At 47.2% G+C, this 25,690-nt stretch carries 19 protein-coding genes and 1 tRNA gene; 10 read left to right on the plus strand and 10 right to left on the minus strand.

Annotated elements, in window-relative coordinates:
- Positions 1 to 7: 7 nt before the first annotated feature.
- From psbA (I1H34_RS22215) to I1H34_RS22225, 3 genes are all read right to left on the minus strand, one after another.
- Positions 8 to 1,090, minus strand: coding sequence for a photosystem II q(b) protein (gene psbA / locus I1H34_RS22215; protein ID WP_010482631.1), 1,083 nt, complete (start codon positions 1,088 to 1,090; stop codon positions 8 to 10).
- 387 nt (positions 1,091 to 1,477) lie between these two features.
- Positions 1,478 to 2,560, minus strand: a complete 1,083-nt coding sequence (gene psbA / locus I1H34_RS22220) for a photosystem II q(b) protein (RefSeq protein ID WP_010482631.1) — start codon at positions 2,558 to 2,560, stop codon at positions 1,478 to 1,480.
- Positions 2,561 to 2,702: 142 nt separating this feature from the next.
- Entirely contained in the window at positions 2,703 to 3,053 is a 351-nt protein-coding gene (locus tag I1H34_RS22225; protein ID WP_212663088.1) for a histidine triad nucleotide-binding protein, read from the minus strand.
- 259 nt (positions 3,054 to 3,312) lie between these two features.
- Between I1H34_RS22225 and I1H34_RS22230 the strand changes: the two genes are divergently transcribed.
- The 3 genes from I1H34_RS22230 (at position 3,313) to I1H34_RS22240 (ending at position 7,327) form a co-directional block, all read left to right on the plus strand.
- The gene (locus I1H34_RS22230) at positions 3,313 to 4,056 is read left to right on the plus strand and encodes a DUF561 domain-containing protein (protein ID WP_212666394.1); all 744 of its coding nucleotides are present in this window, start codon (positions 3,313 to 3,315) and stop codon (positions 4,054 to 4,056) included.
- Positions 4,057 to 4,192: 136 nt separating this feature from the next.
- Positions 4,193 to 6,727 carry a mannose-1-phosphate guanyltransferase gene (locus I1H34_RS22235; RefSeq protein WP_212663089.1) on the plus strand — a complete coding sequence of 845 codons (2,535 nt, stop codon included), beginning with the start codon at positions 4,193 to 4,195 and terminating at the stop codon, positions 6,725 to 6,727.
- A 147-nt stretch (positions 6,728 to 6,874) separates the two neighbouring features.
- Complete coding sequence (locus tag I1H34_RS22240; RefSeq protein ID WP_212663090.1) at positions 6,875 to 7,327, plus strand: single-stranded DNA-binding protein; 453 nt, start codon at positions 6,875 to 6,877, stop codon at positions 7,325 to 7,327.
- A 5-nt stretch (positions 7,328 to 7,332) separates the two neighbouring features.
- Here I1H34_RS22240 and purD read toward each other — a convergent pair whose 3' ends face one another.
- From purD to I1H34_RS22255, 3 genes are all read right to left on the minus strand, one after another.
- Positions 7,333 to 8,616 (minus strand): phosphoribosylamine--glycine ligase, encoded by a 1,284-nt coding sequence (gene purD, locus I1H34_RS22245; RefSeq protein ID WP_212663091.1) that lies wholly within the window; start codon positions 8,614 to 8,616, stop codon positions 7,333 to 7,335.
- Positions 8,617 to 8,686: 70 nt separating this feature from the next.
- Complete coding sequence (locus I1H34_RS22250) at positions 8,687 to 9,418, minus strand: class I SAM-dependent methyltransferase (protein WP_212663092.1); 732 nt, start codon at positions 9,416 to 9,418, stop codon at positions 8,687 to 8,689.
- A gap of 51 nt (positions 9,419 to 9,469) precedes the next feature.
- Positions 9,470 to 9,649 carry a hypothetical protein gene (locus tag I1H34_RS22255; protein WP_212663093.1) on the minus strand — a complete coding sequence of 60 codons (180 nt, stop codon included), beginning with the start codon at positions 9,647 to 9,649 and terminating at the stop codon, positions 9,470 to 9,472.
- 232 nt (positions 9,650 to 9,881) lie between these two features.
- On the opposite strand from I1H34_RS22255, the gene I1H34_RS22260 reads away from it, so the two are divergent.
- Positions 9,882 to 10,406 carry a hypothetical protein gene (locus I1H34_RS22260; protein ID WP_249369499.1) on the plus strand — a complete coding sequence of 175 codons (525 nt, stop codon included), beginning with the start codon at positions 9,882 to 9,884 and terminating at the stop codon, positions 10,404 to 10,406.
- A 52-nt stretch (positions 10,407 to 10,458) separates the two neighbouring features.
- Here I1H34_RS22260 and I1H34_RS22265 read toward each other — a convergent pair whose 3' ends face one another.
- A complete protein-coding gene (locus tag I1H34_RS22265) occupies positions 10,459 to 11,337 on the minus strand; it encodes a phosphate/phosphite/phosphonate ABC transporter substrate-binding protein (RefSeq protein WP_249369501.1) in 879 nt (292 codons plus the stop codon).
- Between the two features lie 318 nt (positions 11,338 to 11,655).
- Here I1H34_RS22265 and I1H34_RS22270 point away from each other — a divergent pair, with 318 nt between their 5' ends.
- Positions 11,656 to 12,576, plus strand: coding sequence for a c-type heme family protein (locus I1H34_RS22270; RefSeq protein WP_212663095.1), 921 nt, complete (start codon positions 11,656 to 11,658; stop codon positions 12,574 to 12,576).
- Positions 12,577 to 12,658: 82 nt separating this feature from the next.
- On the opposite strand, the gene I1H34_RS22275 is transcribed toward I1H34_RS22270, so the two are convergent.
- Positions 12,659 to 15,355 (minus strand): FHA domain-containing protein, encoded by a 2,697-nt coding sequence (locus I1H34_RS22275; protein ID WP_212663096.1) that lies wholly within the window; start codon positions 15,353 to 15,355, stop codon positions 12,659 to 12,661.
- 164 nt (positions 15,356 to 15,519) lie between these two features.
- Complete coding sequence (locus tag I1H34_RS22280) at positions 15,520 to 16,845, minus strand: serine/threonine-protein kinase (RefSeq protein ID WP_212663097.1); 1,326 nt, start codon at positions 16,843 to 16,845, stop codon at positions 15,520 to 15,522.
- Positions 16,846 to 17,809: 964 nt separating this feature from the next.
- On the opposite strand from I1H34_RS22280, the gene I1H34_RS22285 reads away from it, so the two are divergent.
- Positions 17,810 to 18,922 carry a hemolysin family protein gene (locus I1H34_RS22285; protein ID WP_315874852.1) on the plus strand — a complete coding sequence of 371 codons (1,113 nt, stop codon included), beginning with the start codon at positions 17,810 to 17,812 and terminating at the stop codon, positions 18,920 to 18,922.
- Here the strand turns inward: I1H34_RS22285 and I1H34_RS22290 are convergent.
- Positions 18,919 to 20,523: an ABC transporter permease gene (locus I1H34_RS22290; RefSeq protein WP_249370211.1), complete on the minus strand. Its 1,605-nt coding sequence runs from the start codon at positions 20,521 to 20,523 to the stop codon at positions 18,919 to 18,921. The two genes, I1H34_RS22285 and I1H34_RS22290, sit on opposite strands and share 4 nt — an antisense overlap.
- Positions 20,524 to 20,758: 235 nt before the next feature.
- Here I1H34_RS22290 and mnmG point away from each other — a divergent pair, with 235 nt between their 5' ends.
- From mnmG to I1H34_RS22310, 4 genes are all read left to right on the plus strand, one after another.
- Positions 20,759 to 22,666, plus strand: coding sequence for a tRNA uridine-5-carboxymethylaminomethyl(34) synthesis enzyme MnmG (gene mnmG, locus I1H34_RS22295; protein ID WP_212663100.1), 1,908 nt, complete (start codon positions 20,759 to 20,761; stop codon positions 22,664 to 22,666).
- 46 nt (positions 22,667 to 22,712) lie between these two features.
- Positions 22,713 to 22,786: transfer RNA gene (locus I1H34_RS22300), tRNA-Pro, on the plus strand.
- A gap of 637 nt (positions 22,787 to 23,423) precedes the next feature.
- The gene (locus I1H34_RS22305; RefSeq protein WP_235110031.1) at positions 23,424 to 24,584 is read left to right on the plus strand and encodes an MBOAT family O-acyltransferase; all 1,161 of its coding nucleotides are present in this window, start codon (positions 23,424 to 23,426) and stop codon (positions 24,582 to 24,584) included.
- 165 nt (positions 24,585 to 24,749) lie between these two features.
- On the plus strand, positions 24,750 to 25,640 hold the full coding sequence (locus I1H34_RS22310; protein ID WP_249369503.1) for a hypothetical protein: 891 nt from the start codon (positions 24,750 to 24,752) through the stop codon (positions 25,638 to 25,640).
- Positions 25,641 to 25,690 lie beyond the last annotated feature (50 nt).

The raw sequence follows: 25,690 nt of genomic DNA on the forward strand, positions 1-25,690 counted from the left end.
TCAGGAATTAGCCGTTGATGACAGGAGCAGTAAGAGCAACAGGAGCAGACTCACCAGCAGCCAAGTCTAAGGGGAAGTTATGAGCATTGCGCTCGTGCATAACTTCGAAACCTAGGTTTGCGCGGTTAAGAACGTCAGCCCATGTGTTCACAACGTTACCTTGTGAATCAACGATGGAGTGGTTGAAGTTGAATCCGTTCAAGTTGAAAGCCATGGTGCTGATGCCCATTGCAGTCAACCAGATGCAGACAACGGGCCAGGCACCCAAGAAGAAGTGCAAGGAACGGCTGTTGCTGAAAGATGCATATTGGAAGATCAAACGACCGAAGTAGCCGTGGGCTGCAACGATGTTATAGGTCTCTTCCTCTTGGCCGAACTTGTAACCGTAGTTGGCGGACTCACCTTCGGTGGTCTCACGAACTAGGGTGGAGCTAACCAAGGAACCGTGCATGGCGGCGAATAAGGAACCACCCAAGACTCCAGCCACACCAAACATGTGGAAGGGGTGCATCAAGATGTTGTGCTCAGCTTGGAACACGAACATGAAGTTGAAGGTTCCGCTGATGCCTAGAGGCATGCCGTCGGAGAAGCTGCCCTGACCTAGTGGGTAGATCAAGAAGACGGAGTAGGTAGCAGCCAATGGTGCAGAGTAAGCTACGCAAATCCAAGGACGCATCCCTAGGCGATAGCTATATTCCCACTGACGGCCTAGGTAGCAAATACAACCAATCATGTAATGGAAGATGATTAGCTGGTAAGGGCCACCGTTGTACAACCACTCGTCTAGAGAAGCTGCTTCCCAAATGGGATACAGGTGAAGACCAATAGCGTTAGAGGAAGGAACAACGGCACCAGTGATGATGTTGTTGCCATATAAAAGTGAACCAGCTACGGGCTCACGGATTCCATCGATGTCGACGGGAGGGGCGCCAATAAAGGCGATTACGAAACAGGTTACAGCGGTGAGAAGGGTAGGAATCATCAATACGCCGAACCAACCGATGTATAAACGGTTGTTGGTGCTGGTGATGAAGCTACAGAATCTTTCCCATGCGCTGGCGCTTTCGCGTCTTTGCAAGACTGTTGTCATGGTTATGATTGCGGTTAAAGAATATATTGGGTATGAATATGAGGAGGTAGCTCAGATAAATCTTGGTTAACTCCTTCCACATCATCATAACCGACTTGTTTACATTTGTAAACTTTTTAAGAGTTTCTTCACATAAATGTCATTGAGTCAGTCGAGACTATCTAGCTCTAACGACCAAGGCATGAGCATTTAGGGAGAATAGAAGGTCTATGATAGGTGGCTGAAGAGAATATTTGAGAGTGAATCAGAACACTCTGCCATTAAAAAGCTCCCCTGGTACTCTGACCTAGAGGAGCTTCTATATAGTAAAAAAATAAGGTCTGCCTTCAATAAATGAGGGCAGACCTTATTTTCAACCTTTAATTCAGAACTAAGTTAGTTCAAGAATTAGCCGTTGATGACAGGAGCAGTAAGAGCAACAGGAGCAGACTCACCAGCAGCCAAGTCTAAGGGGAAGTTATGAGCATTGCGCTCGTGCATAACTTCGAAACCTAGGTTTGCGCGGTTAAGAACGTCAGCCCATGTGTTCACAACGTTACCTTGTGAATCAACGATGGAGTGGTTGAAGTTGAATCCGTTCAAGTTGAAAGCCATGGTGCTGATGCCCATTGCAGTCAACCAGATGCAGACAACGGGCCAGGCACCCAAGAAGAAGTGCAAGGAACGGCTGTTGCTGAAAGATGCATATTGGAAGATCAAACGACCGAAGTAGCCGTGGGCTGCAACGATGTTATAGGTCTCTTCCTCTTGGCCGAACTTGTAACCGTAGTTGGCGGACTCACCTTCGGTGGTCTCACGAACTAGGGTGGAGCTAACCAAGGAACCGTGCATGGCGGCGAATAAGGAACCACCCAAGACTCCAGCCACACCAAACATGTGGAAGGGGTGCATCAAGATGTTGTGCTCAGCTTGGAACACGAACATGAAGTTGAAGGTTCCGCTGATGCCTAGAGGCATGCCGTCGGAGAAGCTGCCCTGACCTAGTGGGTAGATCAAGAAGACGGAGTAGGTAGCAGCCAATGGTGCAGAGTAAGCTACGCAAATCCAAGGACGCATCCCTAGGCGATAGCTATATTCCCACTGACGGCCTAGGTAGCAAATACAACCAATCATGTAATGGAAGATGATTAGCTGGTAAGGGCCACCGTTGTACAACCACTCGTCTAGAGAAGCTGCTTCCCAAATGGGATACAGGTGAAGACCAATAGCGTTAGAGGAAGGAACAACGGCACCAGTGATGATGTTGTTGCCATATAAAAGTGAACCAGCTACGGGCTCACGGATTCCATCGATGTCGACGGGAGGGGCGCCAATAAAGGCGATTACGAAACAGGTTACAGCGGTGAGAAGGGTAGGAATCATCAATACGCCGAACCAACCGATGTATAAACGGTTGTTGGTGCTGGTGATGAAGCTACAGAATCTTTCCCATGCGCTGGCGCTTTCGCGTCTTTGCAAGACTGTTGTCATGGTTATGATTGCTGAAGTATAAATTTGTATGAAATAGAAGCGCCAAGATCAAACTTGGTTAACTTCTGTACCTGATTGTAACCATCTTGTGTAAAAATGTAAACTTTTTAATATTTTCTTAGGGTTTCGACATGGTCTTGTTTTATCCGGGTGGCCAATTTAGTGAGCGTCCCCCTAGAAGATGCAGATGTAAATGATCAACAGTTTGACCGCCGTCTTCACCGTTGTTAATCACAACCCGAAACCCCTGATCCAGCTTTTCTTGGACTGCCACTTGTTGAACTACCTTTAAAAGATGGCCCAGTAAAGTCTCATCTTCCTGTTCAGATTCTGATAAACGGGGGATGGGCTTTTTGGGAATAACCAAAATGTGGATCGGTGCTTGAGGACTGACGTCTCGGAATGCGATCGCAAACTCGTCTTCATAAACGATATCTGCGGGAATTTCGCGACGGATAATCTTGCTAAAAATCGTTTCAGGCGCTTGACTCATAAAGAAACTAATCCAGCCAAATGAGAGGAATTTGAGTTCATCCTACGGGAGGTCAGTCTAGGAATTCAAATCTTTAGTAGTAAAGAATAATCCAGGCGAAAATCCCCCTCCAGAGAAAGCCTGCAGAAACGTATACAGATAGTCAGGTGCGAAGTAGTATGGTAAAGCGCTGTAAACGTTGCAATGTAAAGGCATGTAAACGTTTGAGCGTGTTTCAAACTTGACAGAAATATCTCAGTAGAACCGGTAGGAAATAATGATGCATCCTCACTTGCAATCAGCTTTGGCCCAATGCCGTGCCATCAAGATTATCAGTGGCTTAAATAACTTCGATACAACCCATGTCACTGCTGTGGTAAAAGCTGCTGAACAAGGTGGAGCCACCTTTGTTGATATTGCTGCCGACCCTAATCTGATCCGCACAGTCCGACAATCAATCCAATTACCCATTTGTGTATCCGCCGTAGAACCAGAGAAATTTGTCGAAGCCGTTGCTGCAGGCGCAGATCTAATCGAAATTGGTAACTTTGATAGCTTTTATGCCCAAGGGCGTCAGTTCAATGCAAAGGAAGTCTTAGAACTGACCTATCAAACCAGAGCCTTACTACCTACCATTCCTTTATCTGTAACCGTCCCTCACATTTTGGAATTGGATCAACAGGTCCAGCTAGCTCATGACCTAGTAAAAGCAGGAGCCAATCTGATTCAAACAGAAGGGGGCACCAGCAGTGATCCAAGTCATTCAGGCACGTTAGGATTGATGGAGAAAGCAGCCCCCACCTTAGCGGCTGCCTATGAAATCTCCCGGTCCGTTGATATTCCAGTGCTTTGTGCCTCCGGTTTATCCAATGTCACAGCCCCCTTAGCGATTGCCGCAGGAGCCTCGGGGATTGGGGTTGGTTCAGCCATCAATCGACTGAATGATCCCTTAGCAATGGTTGCAGCCGTCCGAAGTTTAGTGGAATCCCTCCCACAATCCGTTAATCGGCCTGCGGTTGGATAATTTACCTTGACAACTGCTGCCTGACGGCCAGTCTGCAACCGCGACTGACTTCAATGTGGTGGCTGCATAGCCTCAGACAATAACTTCAATCTCCTGCATCCGCAGGAGATTGGGCGTAGTTCATGGAGCATAAATTATGAGAGCCGTACTCATGGCCGGTGGGGAAGGGACTCGGTTACGACCGCTAACCTGCGATCTACCCAAGCCGATGGTACCTATTCTCAATCGACCGATTGCCGAACATATCGTTAATCTGCTCAAGCACCATCAGATCTACGAAATCATTGCTACGCTCTATTATCTCCCTGATGTCATGCGGGACTATTTCCGCGATGGGTCCGACTTTGGCGTACAGATGACCTATGGTATCGAAGAAGAACAGGCCTTGGGAACTGCAGGCTGCGTCAAAAATATTTCTGCCCTGCTAACCCATACATTCCTGGTGATTAGCGGCGACTGCATCACCGATTTCGATTTAACCGCCGCTATTCAGTTTCATCAAGAGAAAGGATCTAAAGCAACCCTAGTACTAGCCCGCGTTCCAAATCCAATGGAATTTGGGGTGGTGATTACGGACGAAGAGGATCGAATTTGCCGCTTCTTAGAAAAGCCCTCCACCAGTGAAGTTTTTTCCGATACGGTCAATACCGGTATCTACATCCTTGAACCAGAGGTTTTAGACTACCTACCCAGCGATCAACCCACTGACTTTTCCAAGGACTTGTTTCCTCTGCTCCTAGAAAAGGATGAACCGATGTTTGGCTACGTCGCCGATGGGTATTGGTGTGATGTCGGCAGTTTAGACTCCTACCGGGAAGCTCAGTATGATGCCCTACAAGGGAAAGTCCAGATTGAATTTGCCTATCAGGAAGTGAAGCCAAGGCTGTGGATGGGACAAAACATCCATATTGATCCAGATGCGAAACTTCATCCCCCCATCCTGATTGGAGACAATTGTCGGATTGGACCCCGAGCCAATATAGAATCCGGAACCGTCGTGGGGGACAACGTCACCATTGGCAATGATGCAGATCTAAAACGGCCGATTATCTGGAATGGAGTCTTAATTGGCGAAGAAGCCCATCTCCGAGCTTGTGTCATCGCCCGGGGTGCTCGGGTAGATCGACGGGCCCATGTCCTAGAAGGGGCAGTGGTTGGGGCTCTATCAACAGTGGGAGAAGAAGCTCAAGTTAGTCCTGGGGTGCGAGTATGGCCCAGTAAGCTGATCGAACCCGGTGCGGCCCTCAATATCAACTTAATTTGGGGGAATACTGCCCCCCGAAATCTTTTTGGTCAAAGGGGCGTCGCAGGTTTAGCGAATGTAGACATTACGCCAGAATTTGCTGTTAAGCTCGGTGCGGCCTATGCCTCGACCCTTAAACCGGATTCTCAGATCACGATTTCTCGTGATCAGCGCAGTATTTCTCGGATGGTTTCCCGATCCTTAATCTCCGGCATCATGTCCGTGGGCATCGATGTCCAGAATCTAGAGGCAACCGCATTACCGATTGCCCGCTGTGTCCCTCGAAATGCTCTAGTGGTGGGCGGGGTTCATGTGCGGATTCATCCCGATCGATCTGACTTTATCCTGATTGAATTTTTTGATGAGCAAGGCATCAACATTTCCAAAACCAAGGAAAAGAAAATTGAAGGAGCCTACTTCAAAGAAGATTTTCGGCGAGCTCCCATTGGAGAAATTGGTGGCATTACCTATCCCGGCGTTTTATTAGATGATTACGCCCAAATTTTCGAAAAGTGGCTGAATACCACCGTTGTTCGAGAAGGTGACTTTAAGGTGGTCATCGACTATGTCTATGCCGTATCGGGTGCTGTATTACCGCGATTGCTCAGCAAATTTGGCTGTGATGCCGTGGTTCTAAATGCCAGTTTGCGAACGAAAGGCCCCACCCCAGAACAGCGGGAAGAATTACTCACTCAGTTAGGCCCTGTTGTTGAAGCCTTGAAGGCCAATTTTGGGGTCCAAGTGGCGGCCAATGGTGAACAGCTTTTACTGGTAGATGAAACAGGAAGTGCCATTCGAGGAGAGCAATTAACGGCATTGATGGTGGAGATTATTTTGACCGCCAATCCTAGGGGCACCGTTGTGGTCCCTGTGCATACTTCAAGTGCCGTCGAGCAAATTGCCCGCCGTCACGATGCCACCGTGATTCGAACTAAGGTCAACCCTACCGCTTTAATGGAAACCTGCTGGACCAACCCCAATGTGGTGTTAGGGGGCAGTGCTGATACGGGATTTATCTTCCCCCAGCTCCACCCCGGGTTTGATGCCATGTTTTCTATTGCCAAGCTGATTGAAATACTGACTTTGCAACAAAAATCTCTTGGGCAGCTCAAGGCCGATTTGCCCCGCATTTTTCATCGAACTCAAACTGTACGATGTCCTTGGAATCGTAAAGGGGCGCTGATGCGCTATTTAGTCGAGACCCACCCTGCTGAGACATTGGAACTCATTGATGGCGTTAAGGTCAAAGACCCAGCATCGGATAATTGGACATTAATCCTCCCCGATGCCAGCGAACCTCTAGTACATATTTTTGCCAATGGAGGCGATCGCGAGTGGGTTGATGCGACCTTAAGGGAGTATCGTCAGCGAATCCAAGAGTTTACTGAACGGGATCCGGATTTAGAAAACAATCTTGAGGAAAGCTGATCCATTTCTTCATTCTTGGTAGACTGCCTGAGTCTGCGAGATGAAAATCAACCTCACGATGCTGAGAACCCATTGGAGTTCAGTTTGCGACTCTGCTCTTAGAAGGCTGCCATCTCCCCCAAACAGAAGATTTGAAGGATTAAATATATGAATACTTGTGTCTTAATGGCAGAGATTACCAAAGCCCCGCAACTGCGATATACCCAGGATGGACAAACGGCCATCTCCGAAATGTGGGTGCAGTTCCAACCCTTACGCTCCGGCGATCCCATGTGCACCATCAAAGTGACGGGATGGGGTAATTTGGCCCAACAAATTCAAGAACAGTTTCACGAAGGCGATCAAGTCATTATTGAGGGTCGCTTGGGTATGAATACCATCGACCGTCCCGAAGGCTTCAAAGAGAAGCAAGCTGAACTGACGGCATCTCGAATTCATACCACTGATATGTCCATCAGTGCTAGTGCTGCCCCCGCGGCATCCCCTGCACCTGCTCGTCCTCCGGCTCCGGCGGCGGCAGCAGCACCTGCGGCTATTCCAGCACCTCCTGCTCCACCCCAAGCAGAAGCAGAACCCAATTATGATGACATTCCCTTCTAGTTTGCTTAGTCCAAATTGATATTGATGGTGCGTTGACCAATATCTTGGCGGTAGTAGCAACCCTCAAATTGAATGGACGGTATTGCCTGATAGACGGTTTTTAGAGCTTCTTCAAAGGTACTCCCTTGTCCAGTCACAGCTAATACTCGACCGCCACTAGTGACAATGGCTTGGTTTTTCAATTGGGTACCTGCGTGAAAGACTGTCACCCTTTGAGCTTCGGCCTTAGCAATACCGGAAATCGGCAAACCTTTTTGGTAACTGCCAGGATACCCCCCAGACGCCAATACGACACAGGCTGAAAAGCCTGACTGCCACTGAATATCAATTTCAGCCAATCTCTGTTGGGTACAGGCCAGGAGTAGCTGATCTAAAGGAGTAGCGAGAAGACTTAAGACCGCTTGGGTCTCAGGATCCCCAAACCGACAGTTAAATTCGATTACTTTGGGCTCGCCTGTTGGAGTAATAATCAGGCCTGCATACACAACCCCTCGATAATCAATGCCTTGGTGTTGGAGTGCAGTCAAAGTGGGTTGGAGAATTTCTGTCTCTACTCGCTGCATCAATTTAGGTGTCACCCAGGGCACAGGGGCGTAGGCTCCCATGCCGCCGGTATTTGGCCCCGTATCTCCTTCTCCAATGGGCTTATGGTCTTGAGCAGGGACCAGCGGCTTAATGGTTTTGCCATCTGCCAGGGCTAAAACTGAGACTTCTTGACCCGTGAGATATTCTTCAATCAGCACCGTCTGGCCCGCTTCACCAAATTTGCCCGAGAAAGCTTCATTCACTGCGTTGAAAGCTTCATCCAGGGTGAGGGCAACGGTCACTCCTTTGCCTGCGGCCAGACCATCGGCCTTAATCACAATCGGAGCACCCTCCGCCTGAATATAGGCCTGGGCTGCGTCAGCATCGGTAAAGGTTTGAGCTTTGGCCGTAGGGATTCCAGCCTCGGTCATTAAAGTTTTGGCCCAGGTTTTGCTGGCTTCGAGTTGGGCACCGGCTTGGGTGGGACCAAAAACAGGAATATTAAACAGTTGCAGGGCATCAGTAATCCCTGAGGCCAGTGGCGCTTCTGGCCCCACAACCACTAGGGCAATGTCATGAGATTGGGCAAATTGACCGATAGCAGTAAAGTCTTCCTCGGAAATATCAATGTTTTGGCAGTTAGTAAGGGTAGCGGTACCGCCATTCCCGGGTAAGCAATACACCTGATGCACCGTTTGCGATCGCAACAAGGACCACGCCAACGCATGCTCGCGACCACCACTGCCAATCACTAAGATATTCACGGCTAACTTCTACCCAACAGAGAACATCCTATAGTCTGGGTGACGCCAGTGGCATTGGTCAACAGCCTGGTTAAAACTTGACTTTGAACAGGTGAAACAGCTCTTGACTCTCTGCTTTAAGCACCTTGCCGCCCGCTGTTTTGATCAAGCTTGTCCAGGTCTCTAAGGGCTCAGGAAATACTTCTGCTCCGAGGTAAGTTTCTAAGATTGACCAGTTATCGGCCAATTCGCTATCGGGATCGATCACATCGAAGACCAGAACACTGCCCGGTTTCAGCACTCGCTTGATTTCTGTCACCACGGTTTGCCAATAGTCCGGGGAAAAATAGCAGCTAAATCCAGTCGCTACCACCCCATCAAACTGATTGTCTTCGTATTGCAGGTGATGAGCCGGACCGCGTTCTACACCTTTGAACAATTTGGAGTTCAACTGCGGCCCCCGACTATTGACCGCTTCCTGGGCGACTTTACTCAGCTCTTGACCGTAGAAGTAGGCTTCCCACTCAAACCAGGGATACACCAAAAAGCTCAGTCCACAACCAATATCCAGCCAATTCTGCTTTTTCTTGGGTTTTTGGAACTGCCAAAATTCAGAGGCAATTCTGGCTTGCAGACGCCCCGCATTCCAGTCTTGAAATACAGGCATTGCTTCTACTTCTGGCGGTAGCTCAAAGGCCGCTTGCTCATATTCGCGGTTAAACCGCTGGGTCACTGCTTGTATCTGCTCCTGCCATTGATCATCAGGATTGGCTAACTCGGGCAAACTGGTGTACAAATTCGTTTGCTGCTGCTTTTTAGCCATAGTGTGACTCAGGATATAAGGTGAGCATCTGATTTGTGACGAAAAGAGGGATTAGCCTTTAAGCGCCTTGGTAAAATTTTGCCGATAGGACTTGTTCGCCAACATCACGGGCCAGAGAAGGGTGAGAATTAGACGGTTAGAAGTAAAATTCGTCTGTCTAAATCCGGACCAAAATCGCCAGCCGCCACCGGTATAGATAACGATTAACAATAGCCAGACAAAAAAGGGCATAAACGATGTCCTCCTGATCGAACATTCGACGATGATAATGCATCAATTTTAGTTCACAGATTCAGTAATTGTTTGCATCTGCACAGTTCTGTAATGCCGTGTTGGTTTACGCTGAAGCTACAGATCGGTTCTGCCAGTTGAGATTGGGGTCTGGTTCTGTCTCTAGAAAAGCAATTCAGACTGTATCAGCGACAGAATGTCATGATAGAACTTACAGTCAAGGGAATGAACAATGCCCCAGTCTTCCCAGGATCCAGATGCAGTATCTGTCGAGACTGAAGTCATTACGGATGACGACTATCAACAGACCCTTGAACAGCAAAAGCATCTGGCTGCACAGGATCAAAAAGCGAGAGCACAAGCTCGGCAAATTCTGCAGCGCTATGACCAGGGCTTTACCCCAAATTTAATTCAAGATATTCGCCTGTCCGCTTTTGATTCCCTGACGGCGAGTCGAGCCATTATGCAGTTGTTACGACTCAGTTTGGCTGCAGATGAGTATGGTGCTGTGGGAGAACCCCGGCTGACTTATACGCGGGGACGCAATGTTGCGATCGCACAGCAATGCGGCCATATCCTCTACCAACTAGGTGGCCTCCGGCTAATGGAAAGAGTCGTGACTCGTTTGATTCCACCCTTTGATCAGGAAAACTTACATCAAGCTTGGCAAGGCATTGGAGCTGGGCCTGCTGAAATCCTTAAAGCAACAGCAGCCAAGAAGCTTCCCTCAACTGGATTCACAAATCCTAAGCAGTAGTATCACAAGCTCTCTTGAGATCTACATATGGGTCAATAGCCTCCTTCTAACTCTATGGAGCAGGTGCTACCGTTGACTCATAGATAGGGGCTGGTTTTTCCCTAATGCGTTGGGCAATGGGTTGAACGCGTTTAACTACCTTGATCAAGTATTCATAATCAGGCGGCTGGGCATTGGAGATGTAACCCACCGAACGTTTTGTTTTGGGCGCAGCAGATTCTAAGGCATCCAATAGCTGAGTCTGTAAGACATTATCAACATCTGGCCCAATGAGTACTGCTCCTGAAGGCACCAAATGGGAGTCCCGATGCAAAATCCGAAAGTCTGCATCCTTGAAATCGGCACGATATTGCCCTAATTCTGCCAAAGACAAAGCACCTGCAGCCACTTCCCCCTGATTGATCCACTTCAATACCTCTTTAGGGGTGGAGCCAAATTTGATCTCGGCGAGGGTCAAACCATACAAATTAAAGACCGGAAAATAGTAGCCAGCCGCAGATCCTCTCTGACCTAAGGCAACAGTTGTGTTACTGAGATCTTTAATAGCCATAGCAGGGTGATCATCACGAACAACGATGACCGATCGTTCTTGATCTCCACCTTCACGAGGCAAGAGTGGAACATACTGAGCCTGAGAAATAGCGATTGCGGCCAACCCAGGAGGCGCAAAAACTAAATCCCAATTTTGCCGTTCAATCTGATCGATAGCCTGAATTTCATTGAGAGCAGGCTCTAATTCAATTAGGCTTTTTAATTCCGCCCCTAAATGCTCTTTTAATGCGGCATATTGCTCTAATGAGCGGGCCCCTTCACCATAACTAACCACACCGACCACTAATTTCTTCAAGGTTGTATTTTCAGTAGAGTCACAGGCTACCAACAACCACAAAATAGGTAATAAGAAAACCAAAAAAAAACGGCGTGAATGCATCTTCAAGATCATAAAAAAACTTCATCTAACTTATCTATGCTTGATCTTGTCGCGGTTCGTCTAGCTAGGCTAAGCTTGGAAATAGCTATAAGCTAGCAAAATCAATTGTTTCGAAGTATCACAATGACTAGAAGCGCAGAGGATAATATCCCAGGATAGACCACATTCTACAGTGACATCAATAGAGAGTTGATCGTAGTAATAATTCTCCGTTTGAAAATAATTGTTTTACCTTTACATGACTTAAAGGTCTGGTATTAAGTCACTCAGTCTTGAAGAATAATACTCACCATGAACAATAGCTAAGGAATCCTGCCAATGTTCCAAAATCTCAAGTTGGGCGTCAAGCTAAACCTCATTTTGCTGTCGGTTTTCTTAATTATTGTTCTGATTAATGGTTTGCTTTTATCTAATATCCTGCAGAAGAATGCGGAGCAAGAAGTCAAGGATAAAGCCCTAGTCCTAATTGAGACCATGACTTCTGTGCGCGAATATACCAGTAAGCAAGTAAACCAAGGGACAATCAAAAAGCTATCTCCTGAATTAGAGATTGATGGTCAGTTTGTCAAGACAAGCGTGCCTGGCTATTCCGCTCGGGAAGTCTTTAGTAACCTACAAAAACGTGAGCAGTACAGTGACTTCTTCTATAAAGAAGCAACCCTAAACCCTACTTATCCTCGCGATAAAGCCGATAGATTCGAAACTGAAGTCGTTGAAAAATTCCGCAGTCAACCAGATTTGCAAGAGCAAGTCGGTTTTCGCAAAATTTCAGCTGGAGACCTATTTTATATTGCACGACCTTTGCAGATTAAAAGTGAAAGTTGTTTAGTCTGCCACAGTACCCCTGAAAAAGCCCCCGCTAGCCAAATTAAAACCTACGGAGATACCGGTGGTTTTGGTTGGGAACTCAATGAGATTATTGGCGCTCAAATGATTTCCGTACCGGCCAGCAAGGTATTTGCAGAAGCTCGACGATTGCAATTGCTTGTAATCGGCATCCTAGCAGCAGGCTTTATCGTTGCAGCCGTTATTCTCAACCTGTTCTTGAAATTCTCAATTATTACGCCCTTGACCAAAATGTCCAAGTGGTCACGAGATGTCAGCACAGGGGCGTCAGATACTGATTTTGAACATAAGCCTAATGATGAAATCGGGGTACTTGCAGCTTCTGTGAACCGCTTGAAAGTCAGCTTGGAAATGGCAATGAATATGCTCAAGCAGAACCCTGACAATCCTTAAGTTATCCCAATAGGAGTAACAAGAAGATAGCTAAAAGTGAGTATGAGTTAAAGCAATGTCAGTCAGCTTCTCCCTCTTGAACTTAGAAAAAGTCTTTAGCTTTCTGAACTACAAGAGTTAGAGCAAAAATGGCAAATATAAAGATGCCAAAGATACCTAAATGTTGATTGACATTGACTTTGAACGCATTGCTGAATTGCTCATTAATGCCGTTGATTAAGCCTTCAGCATTACCGAGCGCTTTGTTTCGCTTCGAGCTCCAGTCTCTAAAAGCGGTTTGGTATTCTTCTAAATCTTTTTCAAATTTGTCAAAAGCGTCTGGAGATTGGGCCGCCGCCCCAGTCGGTTGCTTAGGCTTTACGGGTTCTGGCTCGTCTACGCTTTTATCATATTCTGCCAAGATGCCAGGAAAATTGCATGTCTTAAAGACGCTTTTTCCCATACAATCACAACTCTTTTTTCGTTCTTCTTCAATAGCATCGACTTCTTTGACCTTTCCTGATGTAACATCCTGCCAGCAGAGATCTTCGGCTACATCAACGCCGACTTTCGAAAGGGTAGAAAGCGCTTCAAATGGCCACTTGGTCAGAGACAATTGGTTCAAAACCTTACCCGGAGGGCCAAAGGTATCTATCGGCAAGACTCCACCCCCAAAAATAATTTGAGGAATAAGAAAAACCAATACTAAAATCGGTGCCACACTTTGATTTGGAGCCGCTGCTGATCCCAATAGTCCCAACAACATCCCGGCTATAACAGAAAGGGTAATCGTGAAATACATTCCTACTAGAATGCCAGGTTCACTCGGCAAATCTGGGATAGCAATCACTTTAAAGAGTAGGAAGACACCCCCTTGATACAGCGCCAGCAGCACGCTGACCCATACCTTTGAGAAAACATAAGGAATGATTTGTAAGCCGATGATTCGTTCACGACTATAAATATCAACTTCTTTGACAATTTCACGCATGGTTGGAAGTGCACCCACCATAACGGAGAACAAAATTGTCGTGAATAACATCGTCAACGCTAAGTTGGCACTCCCATCTTCCCTACCAAAGAGCGGTTGACTCCAGGTCACGAGATCCAGCATCCCCAGGATAGGGGCAACAGCTAGCATTAACATCAAACTGACGCGATCGCGCATCAGTATCGCGATATTCCGCTTCGATAAAATCAGGAATTGTTTCCAACTCGAAATAGTTTTGACCTGAGCGCCGGGTAATTGCTGCTTCAGGCGTTTCGCACCTCTTTGAGTTCCAGATGCCCCCAAGGATTGTTGGCGTTGCGCCACATATTTCTGATACAGGGGCGATTGCTGATACCGCTGTTGCCATTCCTGGGGGGATAATTCATGTTCAACCTTGCTGTAAATTTGGTTGAATTTTTCTACGCCAAAATAGCCGGGTGCTTCTTTAGGTGGGCCATAGTAGGCTAAATAACCACCCCGGGCCATAAACACCACCTGATCACACATGGTCACATTGTCGGTGGCATGGGTAATCAGCAAAATGGTGCGGCCTTGATCCGCTAACTCTCGCAATAGCTGCATAAGCTCAGCTTCTGTACCGGGATCAAGGCCCGACGTTGCTTCATCTAAATAAAACAAGCTGGGCTTCGTCAGGAGTTCTACCCCAATGGACACCCGCTTAATTTGACCACCACTCAAAGACTTAATGGGAACAGAACGTCGATGTTCCAGCCCTAAGTCTTTAAGGACTTCACTCACCCGCATTTTACGTTCTGCTCGGGTTGTATCATTGGGCATTCTCAGTTGAGCCGCAAAATCTAAGGCTTGTTCAACCGTTAACTCCATATGGACAATGTCCCGCTGGGGAACATAGCCAATTTGATTGCGATAGGCATTGAAATTACGGTATAAATCCGTACCGTTGACTAAGACATTCCCACTAGTCGCTGGACGAAATCCGTTCAGGGCGTCCAGTAGGGTAGATTTCCCCCCACCACTGACTCCCGCAATCACGACAAATTCCCGAGCCTGAATCGACAAGGAGATATCTTGCAGCAGGTTGAGGTCCTTATTGATTTGCTTATTCAAGCCAATAGCATCAATCCGCAGATTACCTTCTTCATTGCTATGCAAAAGGGTCTCATTCAGGTTAAAGACCAGATTGGTCGGACCCACACGAATCGAATCCCCTACTCGGAGAGGATGATGTCCCGCAATTTGCTTGCCATTTAAGAAAGTGCCATTTGTAGAGTTGAGATCGAGAACAATATAAGAACCGTCTTGCTTTTTGATTTGGGCATGGAACCGGGAGACAGACGGGTGGTTGATCTCCATGTCATTGAGGGGATCACGCCCCAAGGTGAAGGTATCACGTCCTTTTAAGTCTAAATGTCGAGATTGGGTGGGAGGAGCTCCCACACCAGCCTCTGGAACGCCTGAAATAGTCGTTTTTTGAGCTGAAACCGGGACAGGAGACTGGGCGGGAATAGGAACGGGTGCTGCAATCGCCAAAATTATTTCATATTTACCGATGCGTACTTGATCGCCTGCAACCAGTGATCGGGGCGTGTGAGGGGCTAACTGAATGCCATTGACGTAGGTACCATCCGAGCTATTGAGATCTGTGACAGCATAAGCATTACCAGAATATTTGAATTGGGCATGATGCCTAGAGACTGACAAATCATCACTTAAAACGAGCTGATTATCTGGGGAGCGACCTAAGTTGACTTCAGTTTGGGTCAGTGGAAATTCTCTAATGAGAGCTTGGTCTTTGCGGATAGCAAGTTTGGCAGCAGGATTAGGCATCGTCAGATTCGAGACAGCATAAACGGAATTGGCTGGCAATGGGTCGATTATGAACGAGGGAACTAGGGCTTCGTATTAGGATCCCATTCGATCACATTCGAACATTGATCAATATTAATCCCATTAAAGTTCGAATCCTTCAAGATAAAGTTATTCCGCAACACTTAGGAGCGTAATCGTTGCCGAAATTCTGTGGCTTGCTCTGCAATCGGAATTTGCTGCGAAAGCAGTTTGACTAACTCTTGTTCCGTCACATCCGGATACTGGGTCAGTGTGCGCTGATAAACAATAGCTGAGATGGGGCCAATAAACTCTGCTAGAAGATTTTGACACTTTTGCCCAAATTCTGGCCGAACGGCAGATTTTGAATTAGGGACAATGGGCACGGTGGCCGATTCCGGTGCTGTCGATGCAGGACCTGTTGCCGGAGGAGAAGGAGCTGGCGTAATCGGCTGACTGTTTGCCTGAGCACTAGAGGAAACTGGCTGACTAGGAGGTTGAGCACTGGGAGGAATGCTGGAGCCAGATGAATGAGGATGAGCAGAATTAACCGCCTGGGTAGGTTCAACACCCAACGCTGGATTCAGCACGGAAGCAGGAATAGATTGACCGCTACTTTCCAAAACAACGAGCTGCTGCAGTAGCACTTCAGCATTTGCGGGTCGTTGGCTAGCCACTGGAGCCATCAGCCAATCTAAAAGATTGGAAAACCGAGGTGAGATATTAATGGCGGTGGAGCGCCATTCGAATTCATCCGTACTACCGTCATAAAATTGGCTGAGTTCTTTGCCCGTCACCAAGTAGACGAAGGTTCGACCTAAAGCAAAAAAGTCAGACTGGGGAACTGCCTGCCCATGAATTTGTTCACGGGGAGTATAAAAGGAGGAGACAACGCGTGTTCCACCTTGTTGAGTGTTGGTCACATTCGTCACTGAGCGGGCCGTACCAAAGTCAACCAAACAGATGTTGCCATTGGCTTTCAGCATAATGTTAGAGGGCTTAATGTCCCGGTGCAGCACCTGCTGTTGATGGACAACCTGAAGAATCTTCAGGACTTGTTTCAGCCATTGGACAGCCAGTTTTTCATCAATGGGATGACCCCGTTGTCGTAAATAATCTTGCAAATCTAACCCCACAATTTTTTCCATGACCAGGCAATGGAGGGGTTCTTTCCAATTGCGAGGATAGAACGTGAAGTAAGAATTGGGCTCAACTTTAGGAATGCCAGGATGATGGAGTTGGCTCAGCAAATTAGCCTCGCGCTGAAACAACTCCACATGTTTTGGATAATTATCAGTCAGTATTTTAAGGATTTTAGAACTACTCTCTAAATCACTCACTTCGTAGGTTTTGCCAAATCCTCCCTGCCCTCGCAGACTAAGGACTCGATAACGACCTTCTAATAACAGTTCTGAACCACAACTCGCACAGAACAGATGGTCATCTGAGCTTTGTGGATCGGCACAACTAGGATTGATGCAGAGACTCATGCGAGGGTAATTAACAGAATGGGAGTAAAGCAGCAAAGGTCAGACCGAAAGATTCCAGTCATGATTCGCGGCGGTGTAAAGATAGTGTTTTGCCAAGTCGCAGGCAGTAGGACTCTAGGGTGAAGTCCAATACTGTTTCGGTTGAATGCCTTCATCTATGAGGTATGACATCGGGGTGATAACCCGAGGAATCATGGGCAGAAGACAGGTTGTCTCATCAACAATTTCTTTTACCCCCTATAGAAATATCAACAGCTTCCAGGATCTTTATGCAAGTTCCAGAAAACATATTGGAAGGTTACCCATATTCACAGAATTTACTTGCGGCTAATGGGTTCGGATCGAACGGGTGACAATTACGACTTTCTAGTTTCAGTTTATGGGGCCAAGGGCGCCACGAAAATGATCTCTGTCATCCCTACATCTTTCTTATGATCAATAGTGGTTGGTGATCTAGCTCAAGATCACATCGTGTCAGACTTCTACAGATATTCTGGGAGTCTTGGTCTAGATACATGGCCTTTCGTCAGCACAGCTGACAAAAAATCACTTCAGAGTGTCTATGCAGAGAACATCCGCTTTTCTAGATATTTTATAAGCCAATAGTTGTAGTTTTATATACTTATCTCAAACAGTCTAGAGTAGAAAGATAAGGCACGATTTCAACTTGGCCAATGAAATTATTTTCATGCTATGGAAACAATGATGATCTCTCATTACCTTACTTAAAGCCTTATAGAGGAAGGAAGTGACAATTCTGAGCATATCCCCATTCTGAATATGAGCCATTCGGTTAATATTCGTCTTAAAACTTTACAGACAACAATTCCTAATCACCCTAAATGAGGCGATTAGGAGAATGATGTTATTCAGCGCAGCGGGTTCTTAAAGGCAGCGATTAAGATATATCTCTGGGCCGTTATTTCAACGATATACTTGCAGTCTGCCCCCCATATTCAAATTAATGTTTCTGTTGCCTATCTCCCCATTATCAGTGGCTAGTACTGTAAAGCCTTTATTGGGAGATGTCCGCCTGGATCTGATAATTCTGGTGATTTTGCTGTTTTTATCAGCTTTCTTCGCCGGATCTGAAACCGCCATCACGGCCCTCGACAATCTGAAGCTCAGGGCTCTGATGAAAGCGGAAGGGGATCCTGATGGGCTCTATCGGTTGGTGCTAGAGAAACGGGCTCGATTTATTACAACTCTGCTGATTGGCAACAATTTGGTCAACAATTTTGCGGCGATCTTGACCAGCAATTTATTTGTGATTTGGTTTGGTGGTGCGGGGGTTGGACTAGCAACAGCTGCGGTCACTTTTTTGCTGCTACTGTTTGGTGAAATTACCCCCAAATCCTTAGCCGTGAATAATTCCATGCCTATCTTTCAATGGGTGGTGCGCCCCATCTATTGGTTGTCGGTTATGTTATTACCGATCATTCGCCTGTTTGAATCGATTGTGCAGGTCGTGATTCGCTTTTTCCAAAGTGGTTTAAAACAACAAAATGAGTCGCTTCAAGATTTGCAGCTCTTAATTGAAGTGCTTGGAGGACGAGGTCAGCTCGATTTACAGAAACGCCAACTCCTCAACAAAGCTTTGATGTTGGACAACCTGACGGTGCGCCAAGTCGTCAAGCCACGGGTGGAGATGCAGACGGTTGCCCATGAAGCTACGATGCAAGACGTGATTGATATTTGTCTGGACAGTGGGTATTCGCGGATTCCAGTCCAAGAGGAGTCCAAAGATTCCATTGTGGGCGTAATCCACTTAAAAAGTGCGGTGCAGCACCTCAAAACCCACGGGAATGACATCGTGACAGCCGCAATGGATCCACCGGTATACATTCCAGAAACTAAACGAGTCGCAGATCTAATGAAAGAGATGTTGCATCAGCGCCTTCATTTAGCCATTGCTGTAGATGAGTATGGCGGTACGGTGGGTTTGGTGACTCTAGAAGATCTGTTAGAAGAGTTGGTGGGCGAAATCTATGATGAGAGTGATTCTCCCAGCTCCGCAACGCCGCGACGATATTTAGGGTTAGGATTATTATCCCGACCGGGATCTACCTCTTCTTAGTCAGTAGACCGTATGCGGGATTGAGCAATTTGCCAACTGAGAAAAATGACCGGCAATAGTCCCACTAGCACGATGGCTAATGCAGGTGCTGCCGCTTCCACTAATCGTTCATCCGACGCATAACGATAGACACGCACGGCTAAGGTATCAAAATTGGGGGGTTGAATCACGATGGTGGCGGGAAGTTCTTTCATCACATCCACAAACACCAACATCAAAGCTGTGAGCAGACTCCCCCCCATCATGGGGGCATGAACCTTGGAGAGGGTGCTGCGGGCGGAATGGCCTAAGCTATGGGCCGCATCGTCAAAACTGGGTTTGATTTTGGCTAGTCCTGACTCCACTGAACTCAGAGAGACCGCCAAAAATCGCACTAAATAGGCAAAGATCAAAGCCGTAATGGTGCCCTGAAGAAAGGAACCGGGCAGGTTAAACCAATTTTGTAGCAAGGGTGCGATCGCACCTTCGAATTGAGCCAGTGGAATCAGAATGCCCACGGCAATCACGGAGCCAGGAATGGCATATCCCATCGCTGCGATCCTGACCCCAAATCGCATCACCGGGGTACCACTCAATCGCAAGCCATAGACCAGAAATAAGGACAGTAACACCGCCAACCCCGCCGTCAGGGTAGCCAGGAGCAAGCTATTCAGGGCCAGGGGCAAAAATTGCTGCCCCATCGTCTCGGCCATATTCTCCAGGGTCATCTGTACGAGCAAAGCTCCGGGAATCAGCAACCCCAGAACAATAGGTACAGAACAGCTCAACCCAGCCAATAACGCTCGCCCCCCCTCCAGTTTATAGGTCGATAGGCGCTGAAAAGGGCTACTGGTCTGATAATAGCGGGCCTGTCGGCGGGACCATCGCTCCAATAAAATCAGGCTGAGAATAAACATCATTAAGACGGCAGCCAGCTGCGTTGCAGCAATGCGCTCGCCACCGCCAAACCATGTCCGGTAAATGCCCGTTGTAAAGGTAGGGACACCAAAGTATTGAACCGTACCAAAGTCATTCAGGGTCTCCATCAAGGCCAGGGCCAAGCCTGCCGTGATGGCAGGGCGAGCCAAGGGCAGCGCCACTTTAAAAAAGCTTTGCCAGGGATTACACCCTAAGGACCGACTGGCTTCTTGGGTACAAACGGACTGCTCTAAAAACGTCACCCGCGTCAACAGATAAACATAGGGATAGAGTACTAGACTCATCATTGCGATCGCCCCCCCTAACGACCGAATATTCGGGAACCAATAATCCGTTGCACTTTCCCACCCAAACAGATATCGAAGGAAGGTTTGAACAGGGCCAAAATACTCGAGAACATCCGTATAGGTATAAGCCAACAGGTAAGCAGGAGCAGCCAGGGGCAGCAAGAGAGCCCATTCAAAAACCCGACTCCCAGGAAAGTCACACATGGTTACCAGCCATGCAGTCCCCACCCCAATGACCAAGACCCCTGCACTCACCCCTAGCATCAGTAACAGAGAATTGATGATGTATGTAGGTAGAACCGTGGTGGCGAGGTGTCCCCATGTCTCACTTTGGTTCGTAAAAATACTGCTTAACACCACCAAAATCGGAGTGGCAATTAACACCGCAACCCCCATCACCCCAATCGTCCAAATATTCCATTGGAGGGAAGGATGGGTCAATATTTGGCGAGAGAGTTTGGAAACAGACTTAGGAACGGTATTCAAAATGAGTCCATGGAATATATGGGTTTAACGTCCAGTATTACACTCTGTCACGCTTCATTTAGGAGACTACCCCACTCATGTATCGATACAAGGAGATTCCAAAGAACCGCTAGAATCAGAGGGAGATCAGTTCAGGGCCACACCTATGACGTCCCCCCAGGCAGTTGAATTTTTGGATGAGTTTGAAGTAATTGTCGTGGGGGCAGGCCATGCCGGTTGTGAAGCAGCGTTAGCCTCTGCTCGGATGGGCTGCAGTACCCTATTGCTGACCCTCAATCTAGACAGAATCGCTTGGCAACCCTGTAATCCAGCCGTAGGAGCACCTGCCAAGTCCCAGCTCACCCATGAAGTCGATGCCCTAGGCGGCGAAATTGGCAAAATGGCGGATCGCACCTATTTGCAAAAACGTCTCCTTAACCATTCCCGTGGTCCTGCCGTTTGGGCCCTACGGGCTCAGACCGACAAGCGCGAATATGCCGCGGTGATGAAAACCATCGTCGAGAATCAGGGCAATCTGACCGTGCGGGAGGGCATGGTCACTGATCTAGTGCTAGGAGCCAATGATGAGGTCGTTGGCGTTCAGACCTACTTTGGTGTTGCCTTTCGTTGCCAGGCCGTCATTCTGACCACAGGCACCTTTTTAGGAGGACGGATCTGGGTCGGAGATAAGTCAATGCCGGCCGGACGAGCTGGAGAGTTTGCAGCGGAGGGACTGACCGAAACCCTGAATAAATTAGGGTTTGAAACAGATCGGCTGAAAACCGGAACCCCCGCTCGCGTCGACAAACGGTCTGTGGACTTTAGCGTCATGGAACCTCAGCCCCCGGATCAGCAAGTACGGTGGTTTAGTTTTGATCCTGCCGTTTGGATTGAACGGGAGCAAATGAACTGCTATATCACCCGCACGACCCCTGAAACCCACAAATTGATTCAGGACAATTTACACCTGTCTCCAGTCTATGGCGGTTGGGTCGATGCCAAAGGCCCCCGCTACTGTCCCAGCATTGAAGATAAAATCGTGCGGTTTGCCGATAAGGCCAGCCATCAGATTTTTATTGAGCCAGAAGGTCGCGATATTCCTGAACTCTATATTCAAGGATTCTCAACGGGTTTGCCCGAAGCGCTGCAGTTACGGATGTTGAGATCGCTTCCTGGTCTCGAACGTTGTGCCATGCTCCGCCCGGCTTATGCCGTGGAATATGATTATCTGCCCGCCACCCAGTGTTATCCCACCCTCATGACCAAACGCATTGAAGGTCTCTTCTGTGCGGGACAAATTAATGGCACCACCGGCTATGAAGAAGCGGCTGCCCAGGGCATTGTCGCGGGCATCAATGCCGCTCGATTCGTGAACCAACAGGAAATGATCGTCTTCCCTCGAGCCCAAAGCTATATTGGCACGCTGATCGACGATCTCTGCACCAAAGACTTACGAGAGCCCTATCGGATGTTGACAGGCCGATCCGAATATCGATTGCTGTTGCGATCAGACAATGCCGATCAGCGATTGACGCCCTTAGGACGTGAAGTGGGTCTGATTGATGATCGACGCTGGCACTTATTTACCCGTAAGCAGGCCACCATCACAGCTGAAAAAGAACGGCTCCATGCCACTCGTATTAAGGAGCGTGAGCCAGCAGCCCAGGCCATTGTCCAGGCAACGGGCGAAAAAATCAAAGGATCCATTACTCTGTCAGAGTTACTGCGTCGCCCCAAGTTTCACTACTGCGATCTTCACCAGCATGGCCTGGGCATAGAGACCCTCGAACGAGCCGAACGCGAAAGTGTCGAAATTGAAATCAAATATGCGGGCTATATTCAGCGCCAACAGCGCCAGATTGAGCAGGTGAGTCGGCAAGAGCAGCGTAAGTTACCAGAAAATTTAGACTACGCCAACATCCAGACATTGTCGATGGAAGCACGGGAGAAATTGGCGAAAGTGCAGCCCCTGACCGTAGGACAGGCATCCCGCATTGGTGGCGTCAATCCTTCAGATATCAATGCTTTGCTATTTTATCTAGAAACCTTGGCTCGATTGTCCCCAGTCAGTTAAAAGCCTGTGATAGGATGTTAAAGTCTTATTGGCAATGAGCCAACAACGGGATGTAGCGCAGCTTGGTAGCGCGCCTGCTTTGGGAGCAGGATGTCGCAGGTTCGAATCCTGTCATCCCGATTTAATCTTTAGAATTAGAGCAGAAAAGTCTCTGATAGTGAGGGTGATCACCGCAACTCTGAACTATCATGACTTTACTAGATAATGTGATGAAAAAAGGTCTATCTAGACTGTCATCATATCTATCTCCTGAGTACCCATTCTTTAGGAGTCTACATTGCCACAAACATCAGCAATATAGATTAATCTATGCTGTCAGTTAACGCTTCTGGGTATCAATACACCTTCAAAAAACTGAGTATTGTTACTCATCCCATATTGAACTGTTTTTAGTGTACAAATCAGTAATAAATGTGATTCATACTCATTAACTGGCTATCCCCAATAACCTCATATGACATTTACGACCTTAACTTTCGTAGTATTTTTACTACTGACCTTTACCAGTTACTGGAAATTAGGAAAAAGGTCATTACAAAATATTTTTCTGGTTGTTATTAGCTACATTTTTTATGGCTGGTGGGATTATCGCTTTTGCTTTTTATTACTAGCCTCTAGTTCTGTCGATTATTGGATTGGCCTATACCTAGCTCGAGCAGACTCTGACCGCAAACGGAAACTTTTATTATTCAGCAGTCTATGTATCAATTTAGGGTTACTGGGATTCTTCAAATATTGGAATTTTTTCTCTCAGAGTTTGGTTGATTCACTCTCCCTAGTGGGATGGAAATTAGACTATGTGGCCCTTAATGTTATTTTGCCCGTTGGCATTAGCTTCTATACCTTCCAAACCCTGAGTTACACCATCGATATTTATCGGCGTCAACTACAGCCCACCCAAAACTATATTGACTACCTAGCTTACGTTTCCTTCTTTCCTCAACTCGTAGCTGGCCCGATTGAGCGTGCACCTCACCTACTTCCGCAATTTCTCAACTCCAGGCAGTTTAATTATGAGTTAGCCGTGGATGGATGCCGGCAGATTCTTTGGGGCCTAGCCAAAAAAATGTTGGTTGCGGACAACCTGGCAGCTATCGTCGACAGCGCATTTGGACAGCCGAGTGAATACCCTGGCCCCCAGCTAGTCTTTGCGACCATTGCCTTTGCCTTTCAAATTTACTGTGATTTTTCCGCCTACTCTGATATTGCTATTGGCACAGCTCGGCTCTTTGGCTTTGACTTGATGCGGAATTTTGCCTACCCCTATTTCTCCCAGTCTATGGCTGAATTTTGGCGGCGATGGCATATTTCCTTCTCTTCATGGTTGAGGGACTATGTCTATATTCCTCTAGGCGGCAGTCGGGTCACCTCCCTCCGCAGAATCGTCAACGTGATGTTGACCTTCTTAATCAGTGGTTTATGGCATGGAGCAGCCTGGAATTTTGTCATCTGGGGCGGCATCCATGGTGGCGTCGTGCTCGTAGAAAAGCTGTGGATTCCTGATCAAACCCTGAAAGCAACAGATACCCCCTGCGGAGAGGGGTTATTTCCCAAGTTGGGAATTTTGATCAGAGTGCTGATCACCTTCTCCCTCACTTGTCTATCTTGGATCTTCTTCCGAGCTAAAACAATTCAAGATGCTGGCTTTATGGTGCAGAAGATATTTGTGGATGCACTCCGTCCTGCGGCTTATAAATCTTTCGGAACCATTGTTGCAGATTGCCCCATTGGTAAATGGATTGTTGTGGTTTTAGCCTGCTTAGTGCTCATTGAATGGCTACAGAGAAGGTATGCCCACCCCTTGGTATTGAAGAAGTTACCCCAAAGTATCAGATGGTCAGCCTATACCCTATTGCTGTGGATCACCTTGGCATACGGCACATGGAGTACTGGACAATTTGTATATTTTCAGTTTTAAGTACTTGTCAATGATGATTTCAAAGCCTAATTACAGTTAGGACTCTCCTAGCCTGACTTATAGATTTATTTAAGTGTTCTCTTAATGAATAAATTTATCTTTCGCCTTCTAAAATTCATATCAGTCCAGTCTTTAGTTCTGTTAATAGTGCTCGTTTTTTACGTCATGAACCATGACAAAACAGCTAAAACCAACTACTTAGCAGCAACCCTCGATAAACATGCTTTACTGGCTAAACAGCAAAAACCTCGGGTAATTTTCCTAGGGGGCTCTAATGTAGCCTTTGGCTTAGATTCTTCACTCATTGGACGTCGCTTAAATCGTAACCCCGTCAATATGGGTCTACATGCAGCGGTAGGGCTTGAATATATGCTCAACGAAGTGGAGGCCTCCTTGGTAGAAGGAGATATTGTGGTTATTTCGTTTGAATATGAGCAATTTTCTAGTCCTTTACCCGACATTCCAGAACGCCTGTATACGGTGATAGAGAATCGTCCCCAGAATCTTCAGTTCGTTCCTTGGTACTATGCACCCATCATGCTGGACAAAGGCCAGCTCTATCTTGGGGGCGTTATCCGGACAGCGATCAACTCAGTGCTAGGAACCTATGAGATTGATAGAGTTTATCAACGCAGTAACTTGAATGAGATCGGTGATGCCACTATCAACAACACCGAAAGTGGGCGAGACTTGACCCAAATCAAAGGGAAACTAACCGTCAATGATGGCTCAGTGCAAACGGCGATTACCATTTTGAATGAATTTAATCAATCAGCCACCCAAAAAGGAGCCAAGATTTATTATTCCTATCCTTCATTGCTAGACTCTGTGTTTCGAGATAATGCGGTTGCCATTCACCGCATCGATGATCAACTCAAAAAATCATTAGATTTCCCCCTGTTAGACGGCCCCAAAGATATGGCCTTTAGCAAAGAGTACTTCTTTGATTCTGAATATCATCTCAATCACAAAGGCACAAAAGTTCGTTCTGAATTAATTTCAAAACAATTATCAAGGCGTTTAGCAGAAAGTATTGACACCAACAATGGGAGCTGAAGGGTTTAATCTAGACTTGCTATATTTCTCACTTACGAAGGATATTGCCT

Origin of the sequence: Acaryochloris marina S15 (assembly GCF_018336915.1) — a bacterium.
Lineage (GTDB): Bacteria > Cyanobacteriota > Cyanobacteriia > Thermosynechococcales > Thermosynechococcaceae > Acaryochloris > Acaryochloris marina_A.